23 protein-coding genes are annotated in these 23,877 nt (G+C 70.1%); 18 read left to right on the forward strand and 5 right to left on the reverse strand.

Annotated features, from left to right (window positions below; genetic code table 11):
- The first annotated feature begins 8 nt into the window (after nt 1-8).
- The 8 genes from ACQP0P_RS17045 to ACQP0P_RS17080 all read left to right on the forward strand — a co-directional run bounded on the left by ACQP0P_RS17045 (nt 9) and on the right by ACQP0P_RS17080 (nt 6,773).
- Complete coding sequence (locus tag ACQP0P_RS17045; RefSeq protein ID WP_433377508.1) at nt 9-665, forward strand: pseudouridine synthase; 657 nt, start codon at nt 9-11, stop codon at nt 663-665.
- Between the two features lie 81 nt (nt 666-746).
- Nucleotides 747-1,106 (forward strand): chorismate mutase, encoded by a 360-nt coding sequence (gene aroH, locus ACQP0P_RS17050; protein WP_030919183.1) that lies wholly within the window; start codon nt 747-749, stop codon nt 1,104-1,106.
- 34 nt (nt 1,107-1,140) lie between these two features.
- A complete protein-coding gene (locus ACQP0P_RS17055) occupies nt 1,141-2,214 on the forward strand; it encodes a prephenate dehydrogenase (RefSeq protein ID WP_433377511.1) in 1,074 nt (357 codons plus the stop codon).
- A gap of 162 nt (nt 2,215-2,376) precedes the next feature.
- Nucleotides 2,377-3,033, forward strand: coding sequence for a (d)CMP kinase (cmk, locus tag ACQP0P_RS17060; RefSeq protein WP_433377514.1), 657 nt, complete (start codon nt 2,377-2,379; stop codon nt 3,031-3,033).
- Entirely contained in the window at nt 3,030-4,451 is a 1,422-nt protein-coding gene (der, locus tag ACQP0P_RS17065) for a ribosome biogenesis GTPase Der (protein WP_433377517.1), read from the forward strand. The genes cmk and der overlap by 4 nt, the downstream gene beginning before the upstream one ends.
- A 411-nt stretch (nt 4,452-4,862) precedes the next feature.
- Nucleotides 4,863-5,405: an RICIN domain-containing protein gene (locus ACQP0P_RS17070; RefSeq protein WP_433377520.1), complete on the forward strand. Its 543-nt coding sequence runs from the start codon at nt 4,863-4,865 to the stop codon at nt 5,403-5,405.
- A gap of 139 nt (nt 5,406-5,544) precedes the next feature.
- Nucleotides 5,545-6,084, forward strand: a complete 540-nt coding sequence (locus ACQP0P_RS17075; RefSeq protein WP_433377523.1) for an RICIN domain-containing protein — start codon at nt 5,545-5,547, stop codon at nt 6,082-6,084.
- Between the two features lie 140 nt (nt 6,085-6,224).
- On the forward strand, nt 6,225-6,773 hold the full coding sequence (locus ACQP0P_RS17080; protein WP_433377526.1) for an RICIN domain-containing protein: 549 nt from the start codon (nt 6,225-6,227) through the stop codon (nt 6,771-6,773).
- 209 nt (nt 6,774-6,982) lie between these two features.
- On the opposite strand, the gene ACQP0P_RS17085 is transcribed toward ACQP0P_RS17080, so the two are convergent.
- Nucleotides 6,983-8,137: an SIS domain-containing protein gene (locus ACQP0P_RS17085; protein WP_433377529.1), complete on the reverse strand. Its 1,155-nt coding sequence runs from the start codon at nt 8,135-8,137 to the stop codon at nt 6,983-6,985.
- Nucleotides 8,134-9,429 (reverse strand): D-tagatose-bisphosphate aldolase, class II, non-catalytic subunit, encoded by a 1,296-nt coding sequence (locus ACQP0P_RS17090; protein WP_433377532.1) that lies wholly within the window; start codon nt 9,427-9,429, stop codon nt 8,134-8,136. The genes ACQP0P_RS17085 and ACQP0P_RS17090 overlap by 4 nt, the downstream gene beginning before the upstream one ends.
- 122 nt (nt 9,430-9,551) lie before the next feature.
- Here ACQP0P_RS17090 and ACQP0P_RS17095 point away from each other — a divergent pair, with 122 nt between their 5' ends.
- The 4 genes from ACQP0P_RS17095 (at nt 9,552) to ACQP0P_RS17110 (ending at nt 13,563) form a co-directional block, all read left to right on the forward strand.
- Nucleotides 9,552-10,322, forward strand: a complete 771-nt coding sequence (locus tag ACQP0P_RS17095; RefSeq protein WP_433377535.1) for a GntR family transcriptional regulator — start codon at nt 9,552-9,554, stop codon at nt 10,320-10,322.
- Between the two features lie 144 nt (nt 10,323-10,466).
- Nucleotides 10,467-11,363, forward strand: a complete 897-nt coding sequence (locus ACQP0P_RS17100; protein ID WP_433377538.1) for a Gfo/Idh/MocA family protein — start codon at nt 10,467-10,469, stop codon at nt 11,361-11,363.
- Between the two features lie 96 nt (nt 11,364-11,459).
- On the forward strand, nt 11,460-12,476 hold the full coding sequence (locus ACQP0P_RS17105; RefSeq protein WP_433377541.1) for an NAD-dependent epimerase/dehydratase family protein: 1,017 nt from the start codon (nt 11,460-11,462) through the stop codon (nt 12,474-12,476).
- A gap of 31 nt (nt 12,477-12,507) precedes the next feature.
- A complete protein-coding gene (locus ACQP0P_RS17110; RefSeq protein ID WP_433377544.1) occupies nt 12,508-13,563 on the forward strand; it encodes a dihydrodipicolinate synthase family protein in 1,056 nt (351 codons plus the stop codon).
- On the opposite strand, the gene ACQP0P_RS17115 is transcribed toward ACQP0P_RS17110, so the two are convergent.
- Nucleotides 13,560-14,765, reverse strand: a complete 1,206-nt coding sequence (locus tag ACQP0P_RS17115; RefSeq protein ID WP_433377546.1) for a hypothetical protein — start codon at nt 14,763-14,765, stop codon at nt 13,560-13,562. The two genes, ACQP0P_RS17110 and ACQP0P_RS17115, sit on opposite strands and share 4 nt — an antisense overlap.
- A 62-nt stretch (nt 14,766-14,827) precedes the next feature.
- Here ACQP0P_RS17115 and ACQP0P_RS17120 point away from each other — a divergent pair, with 62 nt between their 5' ends.
- From ACQP0P_RS17120 to ACQP0P_RS17140, 5 genes are all read left to right on the forward strand, one after another.
- Entirely contained in the window at nt 14,828-15,997 is a 1,170-nt protein-coding gene (locus tag ACQP0P_RS17120) for a DegT/DnrJ/EryC1/StrS family aminotransferase (protein WP_433377549.1), read from the forward strand.
- A gap of 71 nt (nt 15,998-16,068) precedes the next feature.
- Nucleotides 16,069-17,316 (forward strand): ABC transporter substrate-binding protein, encoded by a 1,248-nt coding sequence (locus ACQP0P_RS17125; protein ID WP_433377552.1) that lies wholly within the window; start codon nt 16,069-16,071, stop codon nt 17,314-17,316.
- Nucleotides 17,317-17,370: 54 nt separating this feature from the next.
- The gene (locus tag ACQP0P_RS17130; RefSeq protein WP_433377555.1) at nt 17,371-18,237 is read left to right on the forward strand and encodes a carbohydrate ABC transporter permease; all 867 of its coding nucleotides are present in this window, start codon (nt 17,371-17,373) and stop codon (nt 18,235-18,237) included.
- The gene (locus ACQP0P_RS17135; RefSeq protein WP_433377558.1) at nt 18,234-19,097 is read left to right on the forward strand and encodes a carbohydrate ABC transporter permease; all 864 of its coding nucleotides are present in this window, start codon (nt 18,234-18,236) and stop codon (nt 19,095-19,097) included. The genes ACQP0P_RS17130 and ACQP0P_RS17135 overlap by 4 nt, the downstream gene beginning before the upstream one ends.
- Nucleotides 19,098-19,107: 10 nt before the next feature.
- Nucleotides 19,108-20,088 carry a dihydrodipicolinate synthase family protein gene (locus ACQP0P_RS17140; protein WP_433377561.1) on the forward strand — a complete coding sequence of 327 codons (981 nt, stop codon included), beginning with the start codon at nt 19,108-19,110 and terminating at the stop codon, nt 20,086-20,088.
- Between the two features lie 21 nt (nt 20,089-20,109).
- On the opposite strand, the gene ACQP0P_RS17145 is transcribed toward ACQP0P_RS17140, so the two are convergent.
- Nucleotides 20,110-20,844, reverse strand: coding sequence for an amidohydrolase family protein (locus ACQP0P_RS17145; protein ID WP_433377564.1), 735 nt, complete (start codon nt 20,842-20,844; stop codon nt 20,110-20,112).
- Nucleotides 20,841-21,647 carry an amidohydrolase family protein gene (locus ACQP0P_RS17150; protein WP_433377567.1) on the reverse strand — a complete coding sequence of 269 codons (807 nt, stop codon included), beginning with the start codon at nt 21,645-21,647 and terminating at the stop codon, nt 20,841-20,843. The genes ACQP0P_RS17145 and ACQP0P_RS17150 overlap by 4 nt, the downstream gene beginning before the upstream one ends.
- 187 nt (nt 21,648-21,834) lie before the next feature.
- On the opposite strand from ACQP0P_RS17150, the gene ACQP0P_RS17155 reads away from it, so the two are divergent.
- Nucleotides 21,835-23,844 (forward strand): PQQ-binding-like beta-propeller repeat protein, encoded by a 2,010-nt coding sequence (locus ACQP0P_RS17155; protein WP_433377570.1) that lies wholly within the window; start codon nt 21,835-21,837, stop codon nt 23,842-23,844.
- The last annotated feature ends 33 nt before the right edge of the window (nt 23,845-23,877 follow it).

Raw genomic sequence — 23,877 nt, forward strand, 5'->3', positions numbered from 1 at the left:
GCGAGGACATGATCGGCGACGGCAGGGTGACCGTCGACGGCCAGGTGGTCCGCCGCTTCGGCGCCCGGGTCGACCCCGCCAAGCAGGTCATCCACGTCGACGGCAAGCGCCTGCCGACGATGCCCGACCTGGTCTACTTCGCGATCAACAAGCCGATCGGCGTCGTCAGCACCATGTCCGACCCGGACGGCCGCCCCTCGCTGGCCGACTTCGTGGCCGACCGCACCGAGCGCCTGTTCCACGTGGGCCGGCTCGACACCGAGACCGAGGGCCTGATCCTGCTCACCAACGACGGCGAGCTGGCCAACAGGCTCACCCACCCGAGCTACGGCGTGCAGAAGAAGTACTGGGCCAAGGTCCCCGGCCGGATCGAGCGCGACCTCGGCCGCCGGCTGAAGAAGGGCATCGAGCTGGAGGACGGCCTGGCCAAGGCCGACTCCTTCACCCTGGTCCAGGAGCACGGCCAGCAGGCCCTGGTCGAGATCGTCCTGCACGAGGGCCGCAAGCACATCGTCCGCCGCATGCTGGAGGAGGTCGGGCACCCGGTCATCGACCTGGCCCGTATCGAGTTCGGCCCGGTCAAGCTCGGCCGCCTCAAGCCGGGCACCCTCCGCGCGCTGACCCTCACGGAGGTCGGGGAACTCTACGCAGCGGTCGGGTTGTAGCCTTCCCTGACACACACGTTCAGGACGCGCCGGATCACCCCTCGGGGGTGGTCCGGCGTGGGTGGATATGGAGGAACGACGATGGTGCGGGCGATCCGCGGTGCGATTCAGGTCGAGGCGAACGACCGGGACGCGATCCTGTCCGGAGTCACCGAACTGGTCACGGAGGTGATGGGACGCAACAGGCTCACCACCGAGGACGTGATCAGTGTGATCTTCACGGCCACGCCTGATCTCACCGCCGAGTTTCCCGCCTTGGCCGCCCGCAAGCTTGGTTTCCACGACGTCCCGTTGATCTGCGCCTCCGAGATCGACGTGCCGGGCGCCCTGCCCCGCGTGGTGCGGCTGATGGCCCATGTCGAGGTCGACCGGCCCCGCCAGGAGGTCCAGCACGTCTACCTGCGTGGCGCGGTCGCACTTCGGGTGGACATCGCGCAATGAGTCCTTTAGGCATCATGATCTCGGGGGAGTGGGTGTGAGCGGTCTGGAGAGCGTCCTGGTCGTCGGTACGGGGCTGATCGGCACCTCGATCGCCCTGGCCCTGCGCGAGCAGGGCGTCGCCGTCCACCTGGCCGACCGGGACGAGGGCTCCCTGCGGCTGGCACGCGAGCTGGGCGCCGGAGTGGAGTGGGTCGAGGGCGTGCGGGTGGACGTCGCGGTCATCGCGGTCCCGCCCCATGCGGTCGCGGGGCGGCTCGCCGCTCTCCAGAAGGCCGGTGCGGCCCGTTTCTACACGGACGTGGCCAGCGTCAAGGCCCTTCCGCTCAGGGAGGCCACGAGCCTCGGCTGCGACCTGACGAGCTACGTCGCCGGGCACCCGCTCGCCGGCCGTGAGCGCTCCGGGCCCGCCGCGGCGCGGGCCGACATCTTCCTCGGGCGTCCGTGGGCGCTCTGCCCGACCGAGGAGACCTCGCCCGACGCGGTGGAGGCCATGTACGGCCTCGTCAAACTCTGCGGCGGCGAGGCGGTCAGGGTCGGCGCCGAGGAGCACGACAGGGCCGTCGCGGTCGTTTCGCACGCCCCCCACGTGACCGCCTCCGCGGTGGCCGCCCGTCTCGCGGACGCGCCGGCCACCGCGCTCGGCCTGGCCGGGCCGGGGGTGCGCGACGTCACCCGCATCGCGGCGGGCGACCCGAGGCTGTGGACCGGGATCCTGTCGGGCAACGCGCTGCCGGTGGCCGAGGTGCTGGAGGCGGTGGCGGCCGACCTGGCCGCCGCGGCCGCCGCGCTCAGGGAGGCCGCCGATCCCGAGGCCATGGCTCGCGTCACCGAACTGCTGTACCGGGGCGTCGCGGGCACCGGCAGGATCCCCGGCAAGCACGGAGGTCCCGCGCGCGCCTACGCGACGGTCCAGGTCATCATCGGTGACCGCCCCGGCGAGCTGGCCCGGCTGTTCCAGGTGGCCAAGGAGGCGGGCGTCAACATCGAGGACGTCCGGCTTGAGCACGCCCCCGGCCTGCCGCTGGGCGCCGCCGATCTCTCGGTGCAGCCGGAGGCGGTGCCGAGGCTGTCCGAGGCCCTGCGCGCGCACGGCTGGCACCTGCCGTAGGCGCCTGCCGCACTCCGTGCCCGGACCGTCATGATCGTCTGGGACGGTCCGCCGCGGGGTCCACCGCCCCTGCGGTGGCCCGTTCGCTCGATGCGCGGTTCCTGCCCGGCTCCCGGTAGCCTCGTACGGACAACTGAAGCGGGCTGCAAGGGAGAAGGCGTCGTGACCGGACTGGTCGTCGCCATGGACGGTCCTTCGGGATCGGGCAAGTCGAGCGCGTCACGAGGGGTGGCGCGGGCGCTGGGGCTGCGTTATCTCGATACCGGGGCGATGTACCGGGCGATCACCTGGTGGATGCTCCAGCGGGGCGTCGACCTCGCCGACCCCGGGGCGATCGCGGCCGGGGCGATCGCCCCGATCCTCACCCTGGGCACCGACCCCGACGCCCCCGCGGTGGCGGTCGACGGCGTCGACGCCGCCGGGCCGATCCGGACCGCCGAGGTCACCGCGGCCGTCTCGGCGGTCAGCGCGGTGCCCGAGGTACGGCGCCGCCTGGTGGCCGAGCAGCGTGAGATCATCGGTTCCGGCGGCATCGTCGTCGAGGGCCGTGACATCGGCACGGTTGTGGCGCCCGACGCGGTGGTCAAGATCTACCTGACCGCGAGCGCGGACGCCAGGGCACTGCGTCGTACGGCGGAGCTCACCGGCACCACGGTGGAGGCACAGCGGGCCGCGATGGCCCGCCGGGACACCCTTGACTCGACCAGGAAGGCAGACCCGCTGGCGAAGGCGGCCGACGCCGTCGAGCTCGACACCACGGCGCTGAACCTCGAAGAGGTCATCGCCGAAATACTGCGTGTGATTAAGGAAAAGGCGTGACCGGGGAATACGACGACGACAACGGCTGGATCGACGCGGAGCTCGCCGATTCAGGGACCGATTACAGCTCTCAGGAGGCGGGGCCGGACACCGCCCCGCAGCCGGTCGTGGCCGTGGTGGGCCGCCCCAACGTGGGCAAGTCCACACTGGTCAACCGGATCATCGGCCGCCGCGAGGCGGTCGTGGAGGACGTGCCGGGGGTGACCCGCGACCGGGTCACCTACGACGCCACCTGGCGCGGGCGCCGGTTCACGGTGGTCGACACCGGTGGCTGGGACCCCGACGCGACCGGTATGGCGCTGAAGATCGCCGAGCAGGCCCAGGTGGCGGCCGAACTGGCCGATGTGATCCTGTTCGTGGTCGACGCCGTGGTGGGCGTGACCGACGCGGACGAGATCGTCGGCCATGTGCTGCGCGGGTCGGGCAAGCCGGTCATCCTCGCCGCCAACAAGGTCGACAACCAGCAGATGGAGCTGGAGGCGGCCGGGCTCTGGTCTCTCGGCCTGGGTGAGCCGCAGCCGGTCTCCGCGCTGCACGGCCGCTCCAGCGGTGACCTGCTGGACGTGATCCTCGAAAAGCTGCCGGACACGCCCGAGCAGCGGTTCGGCGTCGAGCGCGGGCCGCGCCGGGTCGCCCTGGTCGGCAAGCCCAACGTGGGCAAGTCCTCGCTGCTGAACCAGCTCGCCGGTCAGGAGCGGGTGCTCGTCGACCCGATGGCGGGCACCACCCGCGACCCGGTGGACGAACTGGTCGAGCTCGGCGGCAGGACCTGGCGCTTTGTCGACACCGCCGGCATCCGGCGGCGTGACCGCGAGCTCAAGGGCGCCGACTTCTACGCGAGCATGCGTACCAGGGCCGCGCTGGAGCGCTCGGAGATCGCGGTGGTGCTCATCGACGCCAGCGAGGTGCTGACCGAGCAGGACCTGCGGATCATCTCGCTGGTGATCGAGTCCGGCCGGTGCATGGTCGTGGCGTTCAACAAGTGGGACCTGCTGGACTCAGACCGCCGCTACTACCTGGAGAAGGAGATCGACCGCCAGCTCGTCCGCGTGCCGTGGGCGCTGCGGGCCAACATCTCCGCCAAGACCGGCTGGCACGTCGACCGGCTCGTCCCGGCGATCGAGAAGGCGCTCGACTCCTGGTCGACCCGGGTGCCCACCGCCCGCCTCAACGCCTTCCTGACCGACCTGGTCGCGGCCACCCCGCCGCCGGTCCGCAGCGGCAAGCAGCCCAAGATCCTCTTCGCCACCCAGGCGTCGACGGAGCCGCCGAAGTTCGTGCTGTTCACCTCGGGCTTCCTGGAGGAGACCTACCGCCGCTTCATCGAGCGCCGGATCCGCGAGGAGTTCGGCTTCGCCGGATCGCCCATCGAGGTCACCATGAAGATCCGCGAGAAGCGGCAGGGGCAGAAGAAGTAAGGGGCCCCATCACGAACGGCCCGGCCCGCGCCGGGCCGTTCGTCGTTCTCGTCGTTGCGGAGTCCCGTCGAGGCCTGATGTTCCGTTCCTCAACGGAGGTCGCGAACGCGCGGCCGAAACCCCAGGGCTGTCGAGGTGGCCTTTCCGGTGTCCTGAGTCAATGTGGATCTGTGCATCCGATGAGAGGAACGTCGCACTAACACTGAGAGGCCGGCCCGCCTCGCTTCTGATCCTGAACCAGAAGCCGTTCCGCGCTCGCGTGCTGTGCGGAAACGCCTACCCCACCGTCGTTCGACGAGACGCTACCGGGGATGCGACACGACATCATTACTTGGCGTAGCTGTTAGCTACGTTGGGTGATTCGTGTTATCAAGGGTTTGTTGATCTTTAAGGAGCGTCTCGGGAGGTTCGATGGGACTCGTTGGCGCAGGTCAGGTCCTGGCTCTGGCCGCGGCCCTGCTTGTCGTCCCGGTCGGCGGGGCGTCGGCGGCGGATGTCGTGGCCGCCGGTGCGCCGGAGCGGGCTGGAGGTAGGTTCACGGCCAGCCTGGTGGCCCGGCACAGTGGCAAGTGCCTGGACGTGCAGGGCGGCGGGATGGACGACGGGGCCAACATCCAGCAGTGGACCTGTAGCGACAAGGAGAGTCAGGAGTGGAGTCTGACGGCGACCGGTGGCGGCTACTACACCCTCAAGGCCATGCACAGCGGTAAGTGCATGGACGTGCTGGATGACAGCAGGAGCATCGGGGCCGGCATCCAGCAGTGGACCTGCCTGGTCGGAGCCCGCAACCAGGAGTGGGGGCTCAGTCAGCGGGACGACGGTTACTTCGTCCTGGTGGCCCGGCACAGCGGCAAGTGCCTGCAGGTGATGGACCGTGACATGCGTGACGGTGCCCGCCTCCGGCAGTGGACCTGTGTCAGGGGATGGAAGAACCAGGAGTGGCGGCTCGCGTGAGTCGACGGCGCGGACTCGCCTGGGCTTGAGGGCTCCAGGGGGCGGCACGGGTTGCTTACTTGGCGTGGCTGTTCGCCGCGTTGGGCGATTCGCATTATCAAGGGTTTGTTGATCTTCAGGGAGTGCCTCGGGAGGCCCGATGAGACTTTTTCACGCCGGTCAGGTGTTTGTCCTGGCGGCGGCCCTGCTCGTGGCCCCGTCGGCCGCGCGGGCGTCGGCCGGCGGGGCCGCCGGTGCGCGGGAGGGGCTCCGGGCCAAGTTCACCGCGATCCTGGTGGCCCGGCACAGCGGCAAGTGTCTGGACGTGCTGCACTCCGCCATGGAGGACGGAGCCGACGTCCAGCAGCGGACCTGCGATGGCGGCGCCAATCAGGAGTGGAACCTGACGGCGACCAGCGGTGGTTACTACACCATTCGGGCCGTGCACAGCGGCAAGTGCCTGCATGTGATGGACGGTGACCTGCGTAGCGGGGCCAACATCCGGCAGTGGGCCTGCGTGAACGGGCGCTACAGCGAGGAGTGGGGGCTCAGTCAGCGGAACGACGGTTATTTCGTCCTGGTGGCCCGGCACAGCGGCAAGTGCCTGGACATGCAGGGGGGTGGGACGGGGGATGGGACCAATGCCCTGCAGTGGACCTGTGTCAGGGGGCGGGCGAGCCAGGAGTGGCGGCTTGCCTGAGTGGGATTTCCGCCGGTGATGGTGGTCGGTCATCCGGGGACGCGACACGATACTGATTACTTGGCGTAGTTATTCGCTACGTTGGGTGATTCGTGTTATCAAGGGTTTGTTGATCTTCAGGGAGTGCCTCGGGAGGCCCGATGAGACTTTTTCACGCCGGTCAGGTGTTTGTCCTGGCGGCGGCCCTGCTCGCGGCCCCGTCGGCCGCGCGGGCGTCGGCCGGCGGGGCCGCCGGTGCGCGGGAGGGGTTTCGGGCCAGGTTCACTGCGATCCTGATGACCCGGCACAGCGACAAGTGCCTGGACGTGTTCACGCTGAGTGATGAGCTGAAGTTGGGGACCGATGTTCAGCAGTGGCCGTGTAGCGACGACCATGACGGCCAGGAGTGGAACCTGACGGCGACCAGTGACGGTTACTACAACTTCAGGGATGTGGCCAGCGGCCTGTGCATGGAGGTGGTGCAGGGCGACACGCACAACAACGCCGGCCTCCAGTTGTGGACCTGCGTCCCCGGACGTCGCAATCAGGAGTGGAAACTCGTCCAGCGGGACAACGGTTACTTCGCGGTCGTGGTCCGGCACACCGGTATGTGCCTGGACGTGCAGAACGGTCTGATCCTGGACGGGGCCAACGTCAAGCAGGTGACGTGCGTCAGGGGACGGAAGAACCAGGAGTGGCGGCTCGTCTGAGCCGGCCCCGCCAGGTGGTCGTGGGTCAGGCGTTGGCCGGGATGTCGAGGAGCCAGGGGAGGCTGAACTCGCCGTCGTGGGCTACTCCGTCGAGGGTGTAGTGGATGGTGGAGGTGTCGTTGTCCTCCACGGTGATGTGTTCGCCGTCGAAGCCGATCAGCAGGCGGCCTGCGATTTGGCGCCCCGGTCAACGCCGTGCCGCTGTGATGTCAGTGCTGCAACCGGTGCAGGGTGACACCTTGCACCACTCGGTTGACCTCGCCCGAAGGGAACGGGTTGTCGGGCCGAGTTCCTCGGAGCACAGCGGCGTTGAGGCCGATGAGCTGGGCACATACGACGGCGGGTAGGGCCAGCGCCGCGTCCTCGATGTCCTCGACACCGTGGAGCAGCCAGTTCCCCTCGCCCGGCGTGCTGTCGGTCCCGGCTTTGATCGCGATAACACTGCCGGGCGCCATGGTCGAGCGTAGTTCCGCGATGATGTCCAGGTCGTACTGGCGGGTGTACGGATCGTTCGACACGTACACGATCACGACGGTGCGCTCACTCAGCACGGCCTTGGGACCGTGGCGGAATCCCAGGGCGGAGTCCGAGGTCGTGGTGATCGCCCCGCCGGTCAGTTCGAGCGCCTTCAGCGCCGACTCCGCGGCCAGCCCCCTGAGAGCCCCGCTGCCCAGGTAGACAATCCGTTCGGGATCGCGGGCCAGTAGCGCGCCGATGTTCTTGTCGAAGATGCCGTCCTGCGTGATCCGCTCGGCTGCCCGAGCCAGCCGCTCCGCGACACCGGCATAGGCGGTTCCACCGAGGGCGAGCAGGGCGGCAAGCGTCATTCCGGTGAAACTCGATGTCATCGCGAAGCCACGGTCATTGGAGGCGGGCGGCATCAGGAGCACATACGAGGTGGTCCTCCCGGAATGTTCCCGAGCCAGCCGCCCCTCCTCGTTGCAGGTGATCACGAGGTGGTGCACATCCGACAGGCACTGTTCGGCGAGTTCGGTGGCCGCGAGGCTCTCTGGGCTGTCCCCGGACCGGGCGAAGGAGACGAGCAGGGTCGGCAGATCCTCGGCGAAGCAGCCTCGCGGGTCGGCGACGATGTCCGTGGTGGACACGGCGTCGACTCGCCGCCCGAGCCGCCGCGCCAGTGTCGTGGCCAGTACCTGCCCCGCGAAGCCCGAGGTACCGGCGCCGGTGAGCACCACGCGCAGGTGGTCGCGAGCGATCAGGGGCTGGAGGAAGCCGTCGAGCGTGGCCCGGGAGGCGGCGACGATACCGTCGATATCCCGCCAGATGCCGGGCTGCTGCATGATCTCACGGACAGTGTCACTGGCCCCGGGGGTGCGAGCCAGAGCGCTGGGAAGGCCGGTCACGAATACTCCTGGTGGTGGGGATCGCACGCGCGATCGTAGTCGCGCAGCACATCGCGGATGTGGTCGATCACCAATGCCCGCGGCTTCGCGGCGAGTTCCCCGCGGCGAACGCGCGCGTACTGATTGGGCAGATAGGCGCTGAGGAGCGGCAGAGGGATGTCCCGCGCCGCGAGGTTGCCGAGGAGCCGCTCCTGCGCTTCGGTCACCTCGGGATCCGGCCAGTAGTAGCGCAGCCGGTCGCTGTAGCTGTAGCGCCGGGCGAGCCGCCGCTCAGTGTCGTCGCTCGGGTAGTAACCCTCCCAGCGGTCGGGCTCGGCGAGCATCCGCTGTTCGACGGCCTCGGGCAGTCGGGACCGTTCGCCCACGGGCACCAGCTCGTCCTCGATGGCTGCGAGAGCGAACAGCGCCTCACGGAGCGCAAAGGTCAGACCGGGACCGACCTTGAGGACGGCCCAGTGGTCCTTGACCAGTGCTGTGAGTGCTTCGGCCAGTTGGTAGTCGGTCGAGTGCGCCTCGAACGCCATGGTGGGCTCCTCGTTGAGGACCGCTCCGAGCTCCGCGGTCCTCTCCGGTCGGTAGTCGATCACCCGCTGATGGTCGAACTCCACGCCCGGCTGGACGACGAGTGCCATGACGCGGGGCCAGACGTTCTCAAGTCCGTGCCCGGCGAACGCCTCGCGGTGACGTTCCAGGGTCGCCCGTGCGGCCTGCGCCGAGGTGGGCATGAGTTCGTTCAGCGTTTCGTGAGCGCCACCGGGCGTCGGCACCTCTGTTCCGATCACGTAGCGGATCCGGGCGGCGCCGCGCTGCCCCGCCGTGTCCTCGGCCACACGTATCAGCCGGGCGGCGCGCTCGGCGACCACGTCGTCGGTGAGCGGCGTGGGGTCGCCCGCGCAGGGGAAGCTGCAGTCCAGGTGGATTTTGGTGAAACCGGCCGCGACGTAAGCGGCGACAAGGGTTTCGGCCCGCTCCATCGCCTGGTCCGGTGGCAGTGCGCGCCACCGGTTGGGGCCAAGGTGGTCACCGCCGAGGATGACGCGGTCCAGCGGTAGACCCTGTTCGGCGGCGATGGCGTACACCAGGTCACGGAAGTCGTCGGGCCGCATGCCCGTGTAACCGCCGTACTGGTCAACCTGGTTGGAGGTCGCCTCCACCAGGACTTGCCTCCCGGTTTCGCGCGCCTGGAGCATAGCCGCCTCGATCACCAGCGGATGCGCCGAACAGACGGAGGTGATGCCCCTGGGCTCACCTGTCTTCTGACACCGGACCACCTCGTCCAACAAGCTCCACATGATCCGCTCCTGTTCTTGCCCTACGTTCCGGGTCGCGGCGCGTTCTCACAGCTGGCGACAAGCTGGAACAGTACTGGCCTGGTTTTTGGTCGTCAATGGTCAGAATCTGGTATGGTTCTGGTATGGATGGCTTGGATGTACCTCCCTTCCCCAAAGGCCTGCTGAGCGATGACGCCCTGCCCCGCTACGTCCAGGTCGCCGCACGGCTCTGGGATGACATCTCGGCCGGCGGCGCCAGGGCGGGGGACCGGCTGCCATCGGAACGGAGTCTGGCCACGCGATACGAGGTGTCGCGGGAAACGCTGCGCGCCGCTCTGGCCGAACTGGCGGACCGGGGCCTGCTTGAGTCCGCCGCGGCCCGCGGCTGGTTCGTCACTGAAGGTGGTCGGACGGTCGCGCCGACGGGCGGGCACACAGTGGAGGGGTTCGCCGACTATGCCCTGAAGCACGGCCTGACCACCCGCAGCCAAGTGCTGGAATCGGGAACCAGGCCGGCCACTGTGAATGAGGCCGAGACGCTGCGCATCGGCCCGGGCGCCGCGCTGTTCGAGATGCGGCGGCTGCGTTTCCTTAACGACCTCGTCGTCGTACTGGAGCACAACCGGGTGCCTTTGACGCTCTGTCCCGCGCTGGCCGACACCGACTTCACTGCTGCGTCGCTCTACGCGACCCTGCGAAGCGCCGATCCGGCGCAGCTCCCCCGGGTCGCGGACTACTCGGTGGAGGCACGGCAGCCCGAGACCCGGGAGCGGGATCTGCTGGAGATCAAGGATGGGACTCCGGTGCTGGTCGCCGAGCAGCTCTCCTTCAACCAGGACGGGCGGCCGCTCGAACTGACGGTGCAGGTCTACCGAGGGGACCGCTACCGCTTCCGGGCTTCCATCACCGACTGACAGTGAGGATGTGACGTGGTGACGCTGCCGGTCGGCTATGGGGATGAGCGCCCAGGGGCAGGGGTCGCGCCCGGTGCAGCAGGAGGATCGCCGCTCGGCCCGTGAGGTACGGTCGGTAGCCCTCTCACCGACCAGGAGAATGTCGTGCGCATCGCCATCGCCGGACTGGCCACCAGCCACCCCTATACCGACGCCCGCATCCTCGCCTCCCGCGCCGGCCTCATTGTGTGGGAGGAGGACCAGGCCCGGCTGGCCCGCTTCACGGAGGAACACCCCGCGGCCGAGGTCGCCGACGGGCTGGACGATCTGCTCGCCGCTCGCCCCGACGGGGTGGTGCTGACCGTGCCCAACCCGGGGGTGGCTCCCGCGCTCGCCCGGGTGCTGGCGGCGGACCTGCCGTGCTTCGTCAACAAGCCGGCCGCCGCGACCGCCGCCCAGCTCGCCGCCGTCAACGTGGTGGCCTCCTCGCGGCCCGAGCTGGTGCTGTCCACCTCGGTGCTGCGTTTCGCGCCCGCCTTCACCGCCCTGGTGGCCGAGGACCTCGGGGAGGTGCTCTCGGTGCGGGCCACCGTACGGCACGACGTGGGCCTGTGGGCGGGCGGCCACAACCCGTGGCAGGACGACCCCGCCGTGGGCGGCGGCACGATGGTGACGATAGGCGTGCACGGCGTGGAGCTGCTGGTCGCCCTTCTCGGCCCTGCCGTAAAGCTGGCCGGGGCGGCGGCCGCCACCCGCTGCTACACCGCTCTGAAGTCGGAGGATACCGGCGTCATGGCGCTGGCCTGGGAGAACGGCGCCGTCGGCGCCGTGGAGGTCATCGGGGTCACCGACGAGGAGTCTTACACGGTCAGCGTCCACACGCGCGCCGGCACCCGCGAGGTCGTGGTGGAGCCTGGCGCCGACCCCCTCTCCGGCCTGGGCTACCGGGGCACCGTGGAGGCGTTTTCGGCCATGGTGGGCGGTGCCCCGAGCCCGGTGCCCTGGGAGCAGACCAGGGCCGTACTCGGCATGCTGGTGTCCGCCCGCGAGGCCTGCGCCTAGCTGGGATCCCGTCCGCCCGGCACGCCGGGCGGACGTTGACAGCCGAACTCTCTCCCAGTTACGGTCTGGACCGTAAATGAGAGTGAGGAGTTCCGCGTGCGGACCATCGCAGAGCTGGAAGAACGCCTGTCACGCCCCCGTGACGGGCTGGTCGAGGATCTGGGCAAGCTCGACGGCGACATCATGGTGCTCGGTGCCGGAGGCAAGCTTGGCCCCAGCCTCGTCCGCCTGGCGCTGAACGGGGTCAGGGCGGCCGGAGGCGGCAAGCGCGTCATCGCGGTGTCGCGTTTCTCCGAGCCTGGCCTGGCGCAGGAGCTCAGCGACGAGGGCGCCACGGTCGTGGCGGCCGACATCGCCGACGAGAACGCGCTGCGGGAGCTGCCCGACGTGCCCAACGTGGTCTTCCTCGTCGGTGCCAAGTTCGGCACCCAGGGGCGCGAGCACGCCACCTGGTTCACCAACGCCTACCTGCCCGGTCGCGTGGCCGACCGGTTCGCGGGCAGCAGGATCGCCGCGCTGTCGACGGGCAACGTCTACCCGCTCGTTCCGATCACCTCCGGTGGTTCCACCGAGGACTCGCCCACCGGGCCGGTCGGCGACTACGCCATGAGCTGCCTGGGCCGCGAGCGTGTGCTCACTCGTTTCGCCGAGGAGCGCGGCACGCCGACGGCGCTGATCCGGCTCAACTACGCCGTCGAGACGCGCTACGGCGTGCTGGTCGACCTCGCGCAGAAGATCGTCACCGGACAGGCCATAGACGTGACCACCGGCCAGGTGAACGTGATCTGGCAGGGCTACGCCAACGAGGTGACGCTTCGCTCGCTGCTGCTGGCCTCCGTTCCGCCGTACGTGCTCAACGTGACCGGACCCGAGCTGGTCTCGGTACGGCAGGTCGCCACCGACCTCGGCCGCCTGCTGGGCAGGGAGCCGGTCTTCATCGGCGAGGAGGCCTCCACGGCGCTGTTGTCCAACGCCTCGCGCTGCCACGGTCTGTTCGGCTACCCCGATCTCACGCTTGCCGAACTGGTCGAGCACATCGCCCGCTGGGTGGGTGACGGGGGGGCGCTGCTGGGCAAGCCCACCAAGTTCGAGCGCCGTGACGGCGCGTTCTGACCGCATCGGCGAGAGTGAAAGGGGAACGTACGTGCTCAGCACGGCACCTGAGAGACCTGGTTCCGTCCACGACCTGTTCCGCAAGGGCATAGTCATACCGGCGCACCCGCTGGCGCTGACCGAGGACCGGCGGCTCGACGAGCGGCGGCAGCGGGCGCTGACCCGCTACTACGTCGAGGCGGGGGCGGGCGGTCTGGCCGTCGGGGTGCACACCACCCAGTTCGCGCTCCACGGCACGGGCCTGCTGCCTCCCGTGCTGGAGTTGGCCGCCGAGACCGTCCGTGGCTACGAGCGCGAGGTGGTGCTGGTGGCGGGCGCGACCGGGAGCACCGCGCAGGCGGTGGCGGAGGCGGAGTTGGCGGCCTCGCTCGGTTACCACATGGTGCTGCTGAGCCCGTATCGCGAGCTGGATGAGGATCAGCTCATCGAGCGGACCCGCGCGGTGGGGGAGGTGTTGCCGGTGATCGGCTTCTACCTGCAGCCCGCCGTCGGCGGCCGGGCGCTGACCCGCGACTACTGGACGCGCCTGGCCTCGATTGACGCGGTCGCCGGCATCAAGGTCGCCCCGTTCAACCGTTACCGGACGCTGGACGTGCTCCATGGCGTGGTCAGGGCCGGGCGCACCCGCCAGGTGGCGCTCTACACCGGCAACGACGACCACATCCTGTCGGACCTGATCACCTCGCATCGCGTCGTCGTGGACGGCGAGGAGGTCGACGTCGAGTTCGTCGGCGGTCTCCTTGGCCAGTGGGCGGTGTGGGTGAAGCGGGCGGTCGAGCTGCTCGACGAGGCGCGGCGCGCCCGCGGCGGCGACGACGCCGCCGTGCGCAGGCTGCTCACCCTCGATGGGCACCTGACCGACGCCAACGCCGCCATCTTCGACGCCGAGCACGGCTTCCGCGGCTGCATCCCCGGTATCCACGAGGTTCTGCGTCGCCAGGGTCTGCTGGCCGGGCGCTGGTGCCTGGATCTGGAGGAGGAGCTCTCCCCCGGGCAGCTCGCCGAGATCGACCGGATCTGGGCGGCCTATCCGTGGCTACGCGACGACGAGTTCGTCGCCGAGGGCTTGGACCGGTGGCTGCGCTAAAGGGTCAGGCGGTAGAGCGTCAGCGGGCGGCCGCTGGAGCCGCTGGAAAGGTTACCGGTGCGTTCGGCCAGCCCGGCCAGCTCCAGGCGGTGCAGCATCCGGCGGGCCGTGCGCTGCTGCACCGCGAGCCGTTCGGCGATCTCGCGGGTGGTCAGTGGCTGATCGCCCACCGTCGCCCGCGCCTCCAGCAACTTCTCCAGCGTCGCCATCGACAGGCCCACCCGGCGGGCCAGGAGCGGCAGGTTCGTCTCGCTGGCCGGGGGCGGGGCGACCGACTCCAGCACGACGTCGGTGTCGGCTCGCAGCGACAGCACCGCGGCCACGTCGCCGATGCGCCGGGCCCTGGCCAGCGCCCTGCGGGCCAGGCTCTCGGCTTCGGCGGCGCTGCGGCCCAGGCCGAACCCGGCCCGCACGACCCGGCTGTAGGCGGCCAGCCGCGACAGCATCGGCAGGGAGGAGAAGCCGCCCGTCGCGTCGTGCAGCGGGCCGCGGGTGGTGACCAGCAGGTGGAGGCCGCCCCGGAAGGCCGCGAGCGTGCCGCCAAGCGCGGCCGCCTCGCGCAGCAGGCCCTCCTCGCCGTCGAGCTCGATCAGGCCCAGCGCGATCTGCGCGTCCTCCTGCGCCTGGCCCTCCGCAGACAGCAGGAGCCGGCGCAGGGCGACGCGGACCGAGTGCGTCGACGGAGCCAGGCGCAGCACCGGGAGTTTGCCGCGCAACGCCTCGTGCACCGAGCTGAGGCAGGTGATCGCGGTGTGCTCGCCGCCGCGGCGGTGAAAGGCGATGGCCGACCGCGAGGTCAGGCCGCTGCGCCAGGGGAGTGCCCGCAGCTCGTCGGTGGGCAGGCCGGCCTCGGCGAACGTGGCGGTCACGTCGGCGCCCGACAGGGTGTCGATGGACAGGCGGGTGACGTTATGGCCCTGGTACTGGAGCCGTACGAGGGCGCTGAGCAGGGTCGCGCCCGTGTAGTCGACGAACGCGGCGGGACGCGTGAGGACGTCGGCCTCTTGCGCGAGCATGTACGGCACGATGCCGGTGAACAGCCAGCCCTCCACCGCGCCGGCGTGCGCCTCGACGATCGTGGGCGCCTGCGACTCGTGGTCGTAGTCGAGCCGCAGCGTGCTCACACCCGGTTGTTCCTCGCAGGTGGCCGCCACGTCGTCGACCAGATCGTGGGGGCCGACCACCCCGATGAGGATCCCCACTGAAACCTCCTGGCTAAATTACGGTCAAGACCGCTATGACTTTATCTTGTGCGAGGTGTTGCGTGATTCCGAAATTCCCCAGCGCCGCGGAAGCGGCCGGCAGGACGCTCGGCGACGAGGAGGTGGCCGCCGCCGAGCGGGTGATCCGCTCGGGGATGCTCAACTCCGTGTGGGGCACCGAGGCCAGGGCGCTCGAACGCGAGATGGCCGAGCTGTGCGGCGCCCGGCACGCCGTGGCGTGCAGCTCGGGCACCGCGGCTCTGCATCTCGCGGTCGTGGCGGCCGCTCCGAACCCGGCCGACGAGATCATAACGACGCCCATGACCGACTTCGGAACCGTGGCCCCCATCCTGGCGCAGAACGCGATCCCTGTCTTCGCCGACGTCGATCCGCTGTCCGGGAATCTCGATCCGGCCGCCGTGCGGGCCGCGATCACCCCGCGCACCAGGGCGATCATGGCGGTGCACCTCTTCGGCGCGCCCGCCGCCGTGGACGAGTTGCGGGCGATCGCCGACGAGCACGGGATCATGTTGATCGAGGACTGCGCGCAGGCGTGGCTGGGCGAGCTGCCCGGCGGCCGGCCGGTGGGCGCCGCCGGCGAGATCGGCTGCTTCAGCCTGCAGCAGTGGAAGCACGTCACCTGCGGCGACGGCGGTCTCGTGGTCACCGACGACGACGCGCTGGCCCGGACGATGCGGCTGTTCTCCGACAAGGGCTGGGATCGGGCCGGCGGGCGGCACCACCTGAGCTTCGGGCTCAACTACCGGATGACCGAGCTGCAGGCCGCGGTGGCCCGCGCGCAGCTGGCCAAACTGCCGGGCGTGGTGGCCGCCCGGCGGCACTGGGCCACGCGGTTGCTGCGGGAGCTGGCCGGGCTGCCGGGCCTCGTGCTGCCCGATCCGCGCGGGCACGCGTGGTGGTACTTCCCGGTCGTGCTGCCGGGCGGGGGAGCGCCGGAGCTCGCCGCAAGGCTGGCCGCCGACGGGATTCCGGCCCGGTCCGGGTACCTCGCCGAGCCGCTCAACCGGGCACCGCTGTGGGACGGGCCGATGTACGGCACGTCCAGATTCCCGCTGTCGGCGTCACCGGCCGCCTGCCCCGAGGCGGACCGCCTGGTCGGCGAGACGCTGCTGATCGTGGACCTGAACGAGAACTACACCGCCGACCACGTCACGGCGATCACCGATGGATTCCGTCGTTACGTTCAGATGTCGGGCATTGACCCTTCATGAGGGTGGTCGCTACATTTCGGTCTGGACCGGTATTGCCAATAAGCCGGTGTTTCCAATGAAAGGAAGGCTCGATGAGGAAGGTTGCGCTCGCCGGCCTCGCGGCCGCCCTGGGAGTCGTGCTCGCCGGATGCGGCGGCTCCGGCTCAGGGTCGGACAAGAGCACGGTGACACTCTGGATGTACCCCGTGATCGGGGATCAGGCCAAGAACCAGGCGTTCTGGGCCAAGATCGAGAAGGACTTCGAGGCCAAGAACGCCACGATCGATCTCAAGGTCGACCATCAGCCCTGGGAGGGCCGTCAGGAGAAGATCACGACGGCGCTCGCCTCGAAGAAGGGCTTCGACCTGGTCGTGCTCACTCCCGACCAGATCCCGCAGTACGCCAAGCAGGGCGCCCTGGCCCCGGTGGACGACGTGGTGGCCGCCGCCAAGACCTCCTTCCTGCCCAACGCCCTCACCGCGCTGAGCATGGAGGGCAAGCTCTACGGCGTGCCGATCTACCAGACCATCACCGCGCCGATCTACAACAAGAAGGCGTTCACCGACGCGGGCGTGACCGGGTTCCCCCAGACCTGGGAGGAGTTCAAGGCCGCCGCGCCCAAGCTCGCCGCCAAGAAGGTCGCGATCCTCGACTACCCCGGCGCCCCCGAGGTCAGCCTGAACCAGAGCTTCTACCCGCTGCTGTGGGGCAACGGCGGCAGCGTGTTCGCCGCCGACGGCAAGAGCGTCGCCTTCAACGGTCCCGAGGGCATCGGGGCCCTGCAGTTCCTGCTCGACCTGCAGAAGCTGGGCGGCCTGCCGGAGAACGCGGCGACCAAGAAGAACGAGATCGAGGGCGGCGCCCTGGCCGGGGGCAAGACGGCCGTCTACCACGCGGCCACCGCGCTGCAGGTCGCCCAGCTCGGCGCGGCGATCGGCGACGACAACGTCGGTGTCGGGCTGCCGCTGGAGAACGCGAAGAAGGTCGCGTTCGGCATCCCCGGCGGGCTCGTGCTGGCCAAGCACTCGCCGAACGCCGAGGCCGCCAAGAAGTTCGCCGCCTTCCTGTCCGCGCCGGAGGCCTCGGCGGCGCTGGCCAAGGAGTCGGGCTTCTTCTCCGCGCGTACCGACGTGACCGTGCCCGGCATCTCTCCGGTCGTGCAGGAGTTCGCCAAGTCGCTGGAGTACGCCTTCCCGGGCGACACCCACCCGATGGCCCGCCAGGTGATGGCGCTGATCGCGCCGGAGATCCAGGCGGCCCTGCTCGGCCAGAAGGACGCCAAGACGGCCCTGGACGACGCGGCCAAGGAGGCCAACGCGCTGCTGGCCAACGGCGGCTGATGCGGTTCGCCCCCATCGCGGCGGGGGCCGTTACGTGCGAAAGGCGAGAACCTGATGCGACAGCGCTTGCGGGACCCCATGGCGGGCCTGCTGTTCGTCCTCCCCATGCTGGTGCTCTTCCTGGTCTTCAGGTTCGTGCCCATCCTGGGTGCGGGGGGCATGAGCCTGACCGACCTGAATCTCGGCGGGGAGTGGAACTTCGTCGGCGTCGACAACTACGCCCGGTTGCTCGACGACCCGAAGTTCTGGGACAGCCTGCGGATCACGCTGGTCTATGTCGCGATCTACGTGCCCCTGACCGTCATCGTCGCGCTCGGCACCGCGCTGCTGCTCAACGCGGTCGTCTTCATGCGCGGCCTGTTCCGGGGCATGCTCTTCCTGCCGTACGTCACCAGCTTCGTGCTGGCGGGTGTGATCTGGCGGTGGATCTACGAGTTCGACGGGATGATCAACGGGCTGCTGGGCAAGTTCGACCTTGGCCCCGTCGGCTTCCTTGAGGAGGCCGCCCTCGTGCTGCCCGCGCTGGCGGTGGTGTCGGTGTGGAAGGGCTTCGGCTACTCCATGCTGATCCTGCTCGCCGGTCTCAAGTCGATCCCGGCCTCCTATCTGGAGGCGGCGACGGTCGACGGGGCCGGGCCGTGGCAGCGGTTCCGCCGGATCACGCTGCCACTGCTCAAGCCCACCCTGTTCTTCGTCGTCGTCATCGAGACCATCGGCGCCTTCCAGACGTTCGACACCATCTACGTGATGACCGGCGGCGGGCCCGCCAGGGCGAGCTACACGCTCATCTACGGCCTGTACGACCAGGGCTTCAAATTCTCCAACCTCGGCTACGCGGCCACGATCGGCATCGTGCTCTTCGCGCTGGTGCTCGTCGTGTCGCTGGTCCAGCGCCGCCTGCTCGATCGGGGAAACGCATGACGCTCACCGCCACCCGGCCCGCCACCGCGGTCGTGAAGCCTCCGGTCAAGGCACGGCGCGGGTCCTTCCGATGGCCACTGTGGGTGCTGCTCGCGCTCGTGTCGGTGATCACGGTCAGCCCGTTCTTCGTGATGTTCGTGGTGGCGCTGTCGCCACCGGGCGAGCCGACCCTGCCCGTGCAGTGGCCGGAGTCGCTGTCCCTGGACACCATCGTGGACCTGCTGTCGTCCTCCGGGTTCGCCGGCTGGACGGTCAACACGGTGATCTACGCGCTGGTGTCCGTGCTGATCACCCTGCTGACCGCGTCGATGGCCGGGTACGCCTTCGCCAAGAAGCGCTTCCCCGGGCGCGACACGATGATGTGGGCGTTCCTCGCGACGCTCATGGTGCCGTCCCAGGCGACGCTGATCCCGATGTTCGTGCTCATCTCCAACCTCGGCGGGGTGGACACGTTCTGGGGACTGATCGTGCCGACGCTGGCCAACTCCCAGGCGGTCTTCCTCATGCGGCAGTTCATCCGCGACCTGCCCGACGAGCTGTTCGAGGCGGCCAAGGTCGACGGGGCCTCCGAGTGGCGCGTCTACTGGCAGATCGTGATCCCGCTGATCAGGCCGATCCTGGCCACGCTCGGGGTGTTCGTGTTCCTGTGGCACTGGAACGACTTCCTGTGGCCGCTGGTGATGGCGCAGTCGGACGAGATGCGCACGCTCACCGTGGGGCTGGCGTCGATGCGCACGGAGGGGTCGTCGCTGGCCGTGCTGATGGCCTCCGCCGCGCTGTCGGTGCTGCCATGCCTGCTGGTGTTCGCGCTCCTGCAGCGGTACCTGGTCAACAGCATTACGATGACCGGACTCAAATAAAGTCTTTTAGATGGATATATCGTCACAGGCCGCGCGGCTGCGGGAGCAGCTGCGCGGCACGTTGCTCGCGGCGGCGGCCACCCCCATGACGGCCTCGGGCGAGGTGGACCTCGACCTGGTGACGGCCTATTTCCGCGGCCTGCTCGCCGACGGTGCCGACGGGCTCGCGGTGCTCGCCCACACCGGCCGCGGCCCCTTCCTGCCGCCGCCGGTGCGGTCCGCCGTGATCGAGTGCGCGGTCTCCCTGGGAGTGCCGGTGCTGGTCGGCGTCGGCGGCGTCCCTGATGAGACACAGACGGGCGGAGTCACGGTCACGTTGAGCACGGCGCGACCGGACAGCTCGGCAGCTCCCCGGGACGCGCCCCCGGGTTCGGTGGAGCGGGTCGTCGAGGAGGCGCGAGTCGCCGCCGGGCTCGGGGCCGCCGGCGTGCTGGTGTTCCCCTCCGCCACCGACCGGCTCGCCCTGCACGATGCCGTCTGGCGGGGCGCGGGGCTGCCCATGATCGCCTTCGATCTCTACACGCTGCCCTGCCCATCCGCCGTACTGAAGGAGATCGTCCGCCACCCCGGAGTGGCGGGACTGAAGGCGGCGCTGCTGTCGGACGCGATGGGATGCCAGGAGGCGATACGGATCACCCATGAGGCGGGACGGCTGGCGATCACCGGGGAGGACCGGATGTTCGGCCCGTCGCTGCTGTGGGGCGCCGAGGCGGCGCTGGTCGGCCTCGCGGCCGCGCGGGTGGGCGTCACCCGAGACGTGATGCGCGCCTTCGCCGGGAACGACCTGCGGGAGTTCGAGCGGGCGTCTGCGCGGCTCGATCGGCTGGCCGCCGCGACGTTCACCGCGCCGATGGAGGGTTACGTCCAGCGCATGTTGTGGCTGGCCGCCGCTGAGGGGCGCATTCCGCGCTCGCACGCCTTCGACCTGTACGGCCCGGTGATGGAGGAGGACGGGCAGACGCTGGAGAAGGCCGTCCTCGCCGAGGTCTGACCCACCCCGCGCCCGGGCCGGTCAGCCGATCGGGAGGCGGAAGAGGGTGGCGGCGTTGCGCCAGGCCAGGCGGTCGGCCGCGTCGCCGGTCAGTCCCGCCGCCGCCACGGAGCCGAAGGCGGCGGCCGGGTCGATGAGCGTGGAGTCGGTGCCGAACAGCAGCTGTCCCGGGTCCACCGCGGCGGCGACCTCCGCGATGCGCCCGGCGGGGAAGTGCGACCAGCACGGCTCCAGGTAGAGGCGGTCGCAGGCGCGGGCGGCCTCGATGGCGTGCCGGTAGCCGTCCGCGCCCATGTGCCCGGCGATCACGCGCAGGCCCGGGGTGTCGAGACAGACCTGGGCCAGGTCGAGCACGGAGGCGCCCCAGGTGTGCACCAGCGCCGGGACGTCCGCCGCCGCCGCCAGAGCCAGCGCGTCGCGCAGCTGCGGGGAGGTGACGGGGGAACCGGTGTAGTCGGTGTGGATCTTCACGCCGACGAACCGGCCGGTGGGCAGGTAGGTGTTCAGGTCGCGCTCGGCCTCGGCCAGGCGGCGCGGGTTGACGGTCGCGTAGCCGTACAGGCGGGCGGGGCCGGGCACGGAGTCCAGGTAGGCGGCCAGGGCGCGGTTACCCGCCGGGGCGTCGTAGATGACGGCCTCGGTGCCCGACACGATGGCCAGGTCGATCCCGTAGCGGTCCATGGCTCGGATCGTCAGCGCTGAGACGTCCATGGTGAAGAACCACGGACCCCAGTGCGCGTGGACATCTATGATCATGAGGGTTCCCCGAGGAGCAGGCGGCGGGCGTTGCCTCCGGCGACGAGCGCGACCTCGTCGGGCTTCAGGTCGCCGGTGGCCAGGCGGAGCAGGGGAACGAGCGGCTCGTAGTAGGGCGTGCGGGAGCCGAACAGCAGGCGGTCCGCCCCGATCTCGCCGGCGACGGTCTCCAGCGCGTCAGGGGAGTTGAGCAGCCGGGTCGAGGTGTGGAAGCCCGGCTCGTCGGCGGCCGCCACGAGGAAGTCGCCCAGGTGGTAGAAGTGCGTGTCGAGGAAGACGACCCGCAGGCCGAGACCGGTGAACGGCTGCCAGAACCGGCGCACGTCGCCTCCGGTCAGCACGGTCAGGCCGAGCGCGGCGGCCCGTCCGGCGACGTGCCGCACCGAGGGGAAGCCCGCCTCGACGCCTTGCTCGTCGGGGAAGAGCCGGACCGCCCGTACCCCCAGGGCGGCCAGCCGCTCCATCTCGCGCACCGCGCCCAGGGGGTCGCGCAGGTCGAGGGCCCCGACGGGCACGACCGCCGCGCCGCCTGCGGCCGGTGGCTCGCCGTGGGCGGAGGACTCCGCGGCCGGGAGTGCGGTGCCGCCGGCCGCCGAGGCGAGGGTTTCGTCGTTGCCCGACGCCATGTCGAAGAGCGCGGCCCGCAGGCTGGCCACCGCGCCCGCGGTGATGTCGTGGCGGGCCAGGATATGCGGGGCGGGCTCCTGCGGAAGGTCACGGTCGGGGTAGGCGCCGCCGAGCACGTCGGCGTCGAGCGTCACCACCAGGTCGCCGATCAGGCGCCGGGTGTCGAAGGGTGTCATCCGGGCATCCTTCCGTTCGTATACCGGTCATGACCATAATCATCGAGTCCGATGACCGCAAGGGCGGGAGCGTTGACGGTTTCCGGTTGGACGGGCGGTGCGGACGAGAGTGTTGACGACTTCTGCTCACTTGATTACGGTCTGGACCAATATGGTGCAGAAGTGAGCTCTCGCAAGGAGTAGTCCCATGCCTCTCAGCCGATCGCTGCGAGCCGTCCTCGTCACCGTCGCCGCGTTACCCGCCCTGCTCGTCCCCTCGATCGCCGCCGCCGCACAGGGGCCGCCCGCCGTACAGAGCTCGCAAATTCAGCAGGCGCGGTGCGAGGGGGCCGGGGTACAGAGGTTCGGCCCCGCCTCCGCGACCGGCGCCATCGTCGGCGCCGTCACCCACGAGGGACGCGGATACGTCGTCACACGCGGCCTGAAGCCGCCCGTGCTCGCCGAGATCGACCTCGCCACCCGCAAGACGCTCCGCTCGGTGCGGCTGCCCGACGCACCCGCCGCCGGTGAGGCCGAGGGAGCTTGGGCCACGGCGGTCGCGGGCGGCAAGATCTATGCCGGCACCTACCCGGTGCCGGACCTGTACAGGTTCGATCCGGCGACGGGCGAGGTCGAGCACCTGGCCTCCTTCGGCCGCAACGGCGGGTTCATCTGGAGCCTGGCCGCCTCCCCCGACGGGAAGATCTATGCCGGGACCTATCCAGACGGCAGGGTCCGCGAGTACGACCCGGCCACCGGCGCGGTACGTGTCTTCGGGGTGCTGGCCGCAGGCGAGCGCTACGTGCGCAGCCTCACCGTCGACGACCACACCGTCTACGCCGGGCTGCTCGACAAGGCCAAGCTGGTCGCGATCGACCGCGCGAGCGGCGCGGTGCGCGAGCTGGCGGCGGGCGGCACCGGGTTCGGCGCGGTCGCCGAGCACGGTGACCGGGTGCTCGGGGCCAGCGGGAACACCCTCTTCGACGTGCGGAAGGACGGCACGGACGCCAGGCGGATCGACCTCGGCGGCCGCACCCTCGACATGATCGGCTTCGCTGCCGACGGCACCGCGTACGTGTCGTCCAGGCCGCAGGGCACGATCTACCGCTACCGCACGGGCGACACCGCGCTCACCGAGGTCGGCACCCCCAAGGCCGCTGAGGAGACCCGCCGGTTGGTGCCCGAGGGCGACACGCTGCTCGGCTTCTCCGGCAGCGGCGGCATGTGGACGATGGACGTGCGCACCGGCCAGACCGTGTTCACCGACCTGATCGAGGCGGGCCTGCCGACCGGCTCGGAGCGCCCGCAGTCGATGCTGCTCGACCGCGGCCGGACGCTGTACGTCGGCGGCCACTTCTCCCTCACCATCCGCGACCTGCGCAGCGGCGACCAGCGCCGGATCTGGCTGCCGGGAGAGCCGAAGGACCTGGTCCGCCGCGGCGACAAGATCTACGCCGCGATCTACCCCAGCGGGCAGATCCTCGAGATCGACCGGCGCGACCGCGTCCGCAGCCTCGGCTACCTCGGTCACGGCCAGCAGCGGCCGTGGGACCTGGAGTACGACCCCCGCACCGACAAGCTGCTCGTCGCCTCGGCCCCACTGGGCGCCAACTTGAAGGGGGCCCTGTCGGTCGTCGACCCCGACACCGGCGAGATGGACGTCTACCTGGATGTCATCCCCGACCAGAGCCTCATGAGCCTCTCGCTCGACTCCCGCGAGGGCATCGTCTACCTCGGAGGCGACGTGCTCGGTGGCGGCGGCACCCCGCCGGTGAAGACGTCGGCGTCCGTCGCGGCGTTCGACCTGCGCAGCCGCACGGTGCTCTGGCAGGTGGACCCGGTCGCCGGCTACCGGACCTTCCAGGACATCAAGGTGCACGACGGCGTGCTCTACGGGGTCTACAAGCGCACCGCGAGCTGGTTCGCGATGGACCTGGCCACCCGCACGATCACTCACCAGGGCCCGCTGCCCGGGTACGGCGAACTGACCGTCCATCGGGGCCGCGTCTTCACCTCCACCTTCTTCGGCGGCGGCAACGTTTACGAACTGGGCACCGAGGCCAAGCTCGTGGCGACCGGCCTGGGAGACGAGTGGTACACCAACCCGCAGCTCCACTTCGAGCGCGGCTCCTGGAACGCCTGGGCCCTGGCCGGGCGTGACCTGGCGCTGATCCGGCTCGATCCCCGCTGCCCGACCTTGACGATCCCTCCGGCCTGAGATTCGTCTTCGAAGCAGACCCAGCCAGGTTCA

The sequence above is a fragment of the Streptosporangium sp. CA-115845 genome, assembly GCF_050943795.1.
GTDB lineage: Bacteria > Actinomycetota > Actinomycetes > Streptosporangiales > Streptosporangiaceae > Streptosporangium.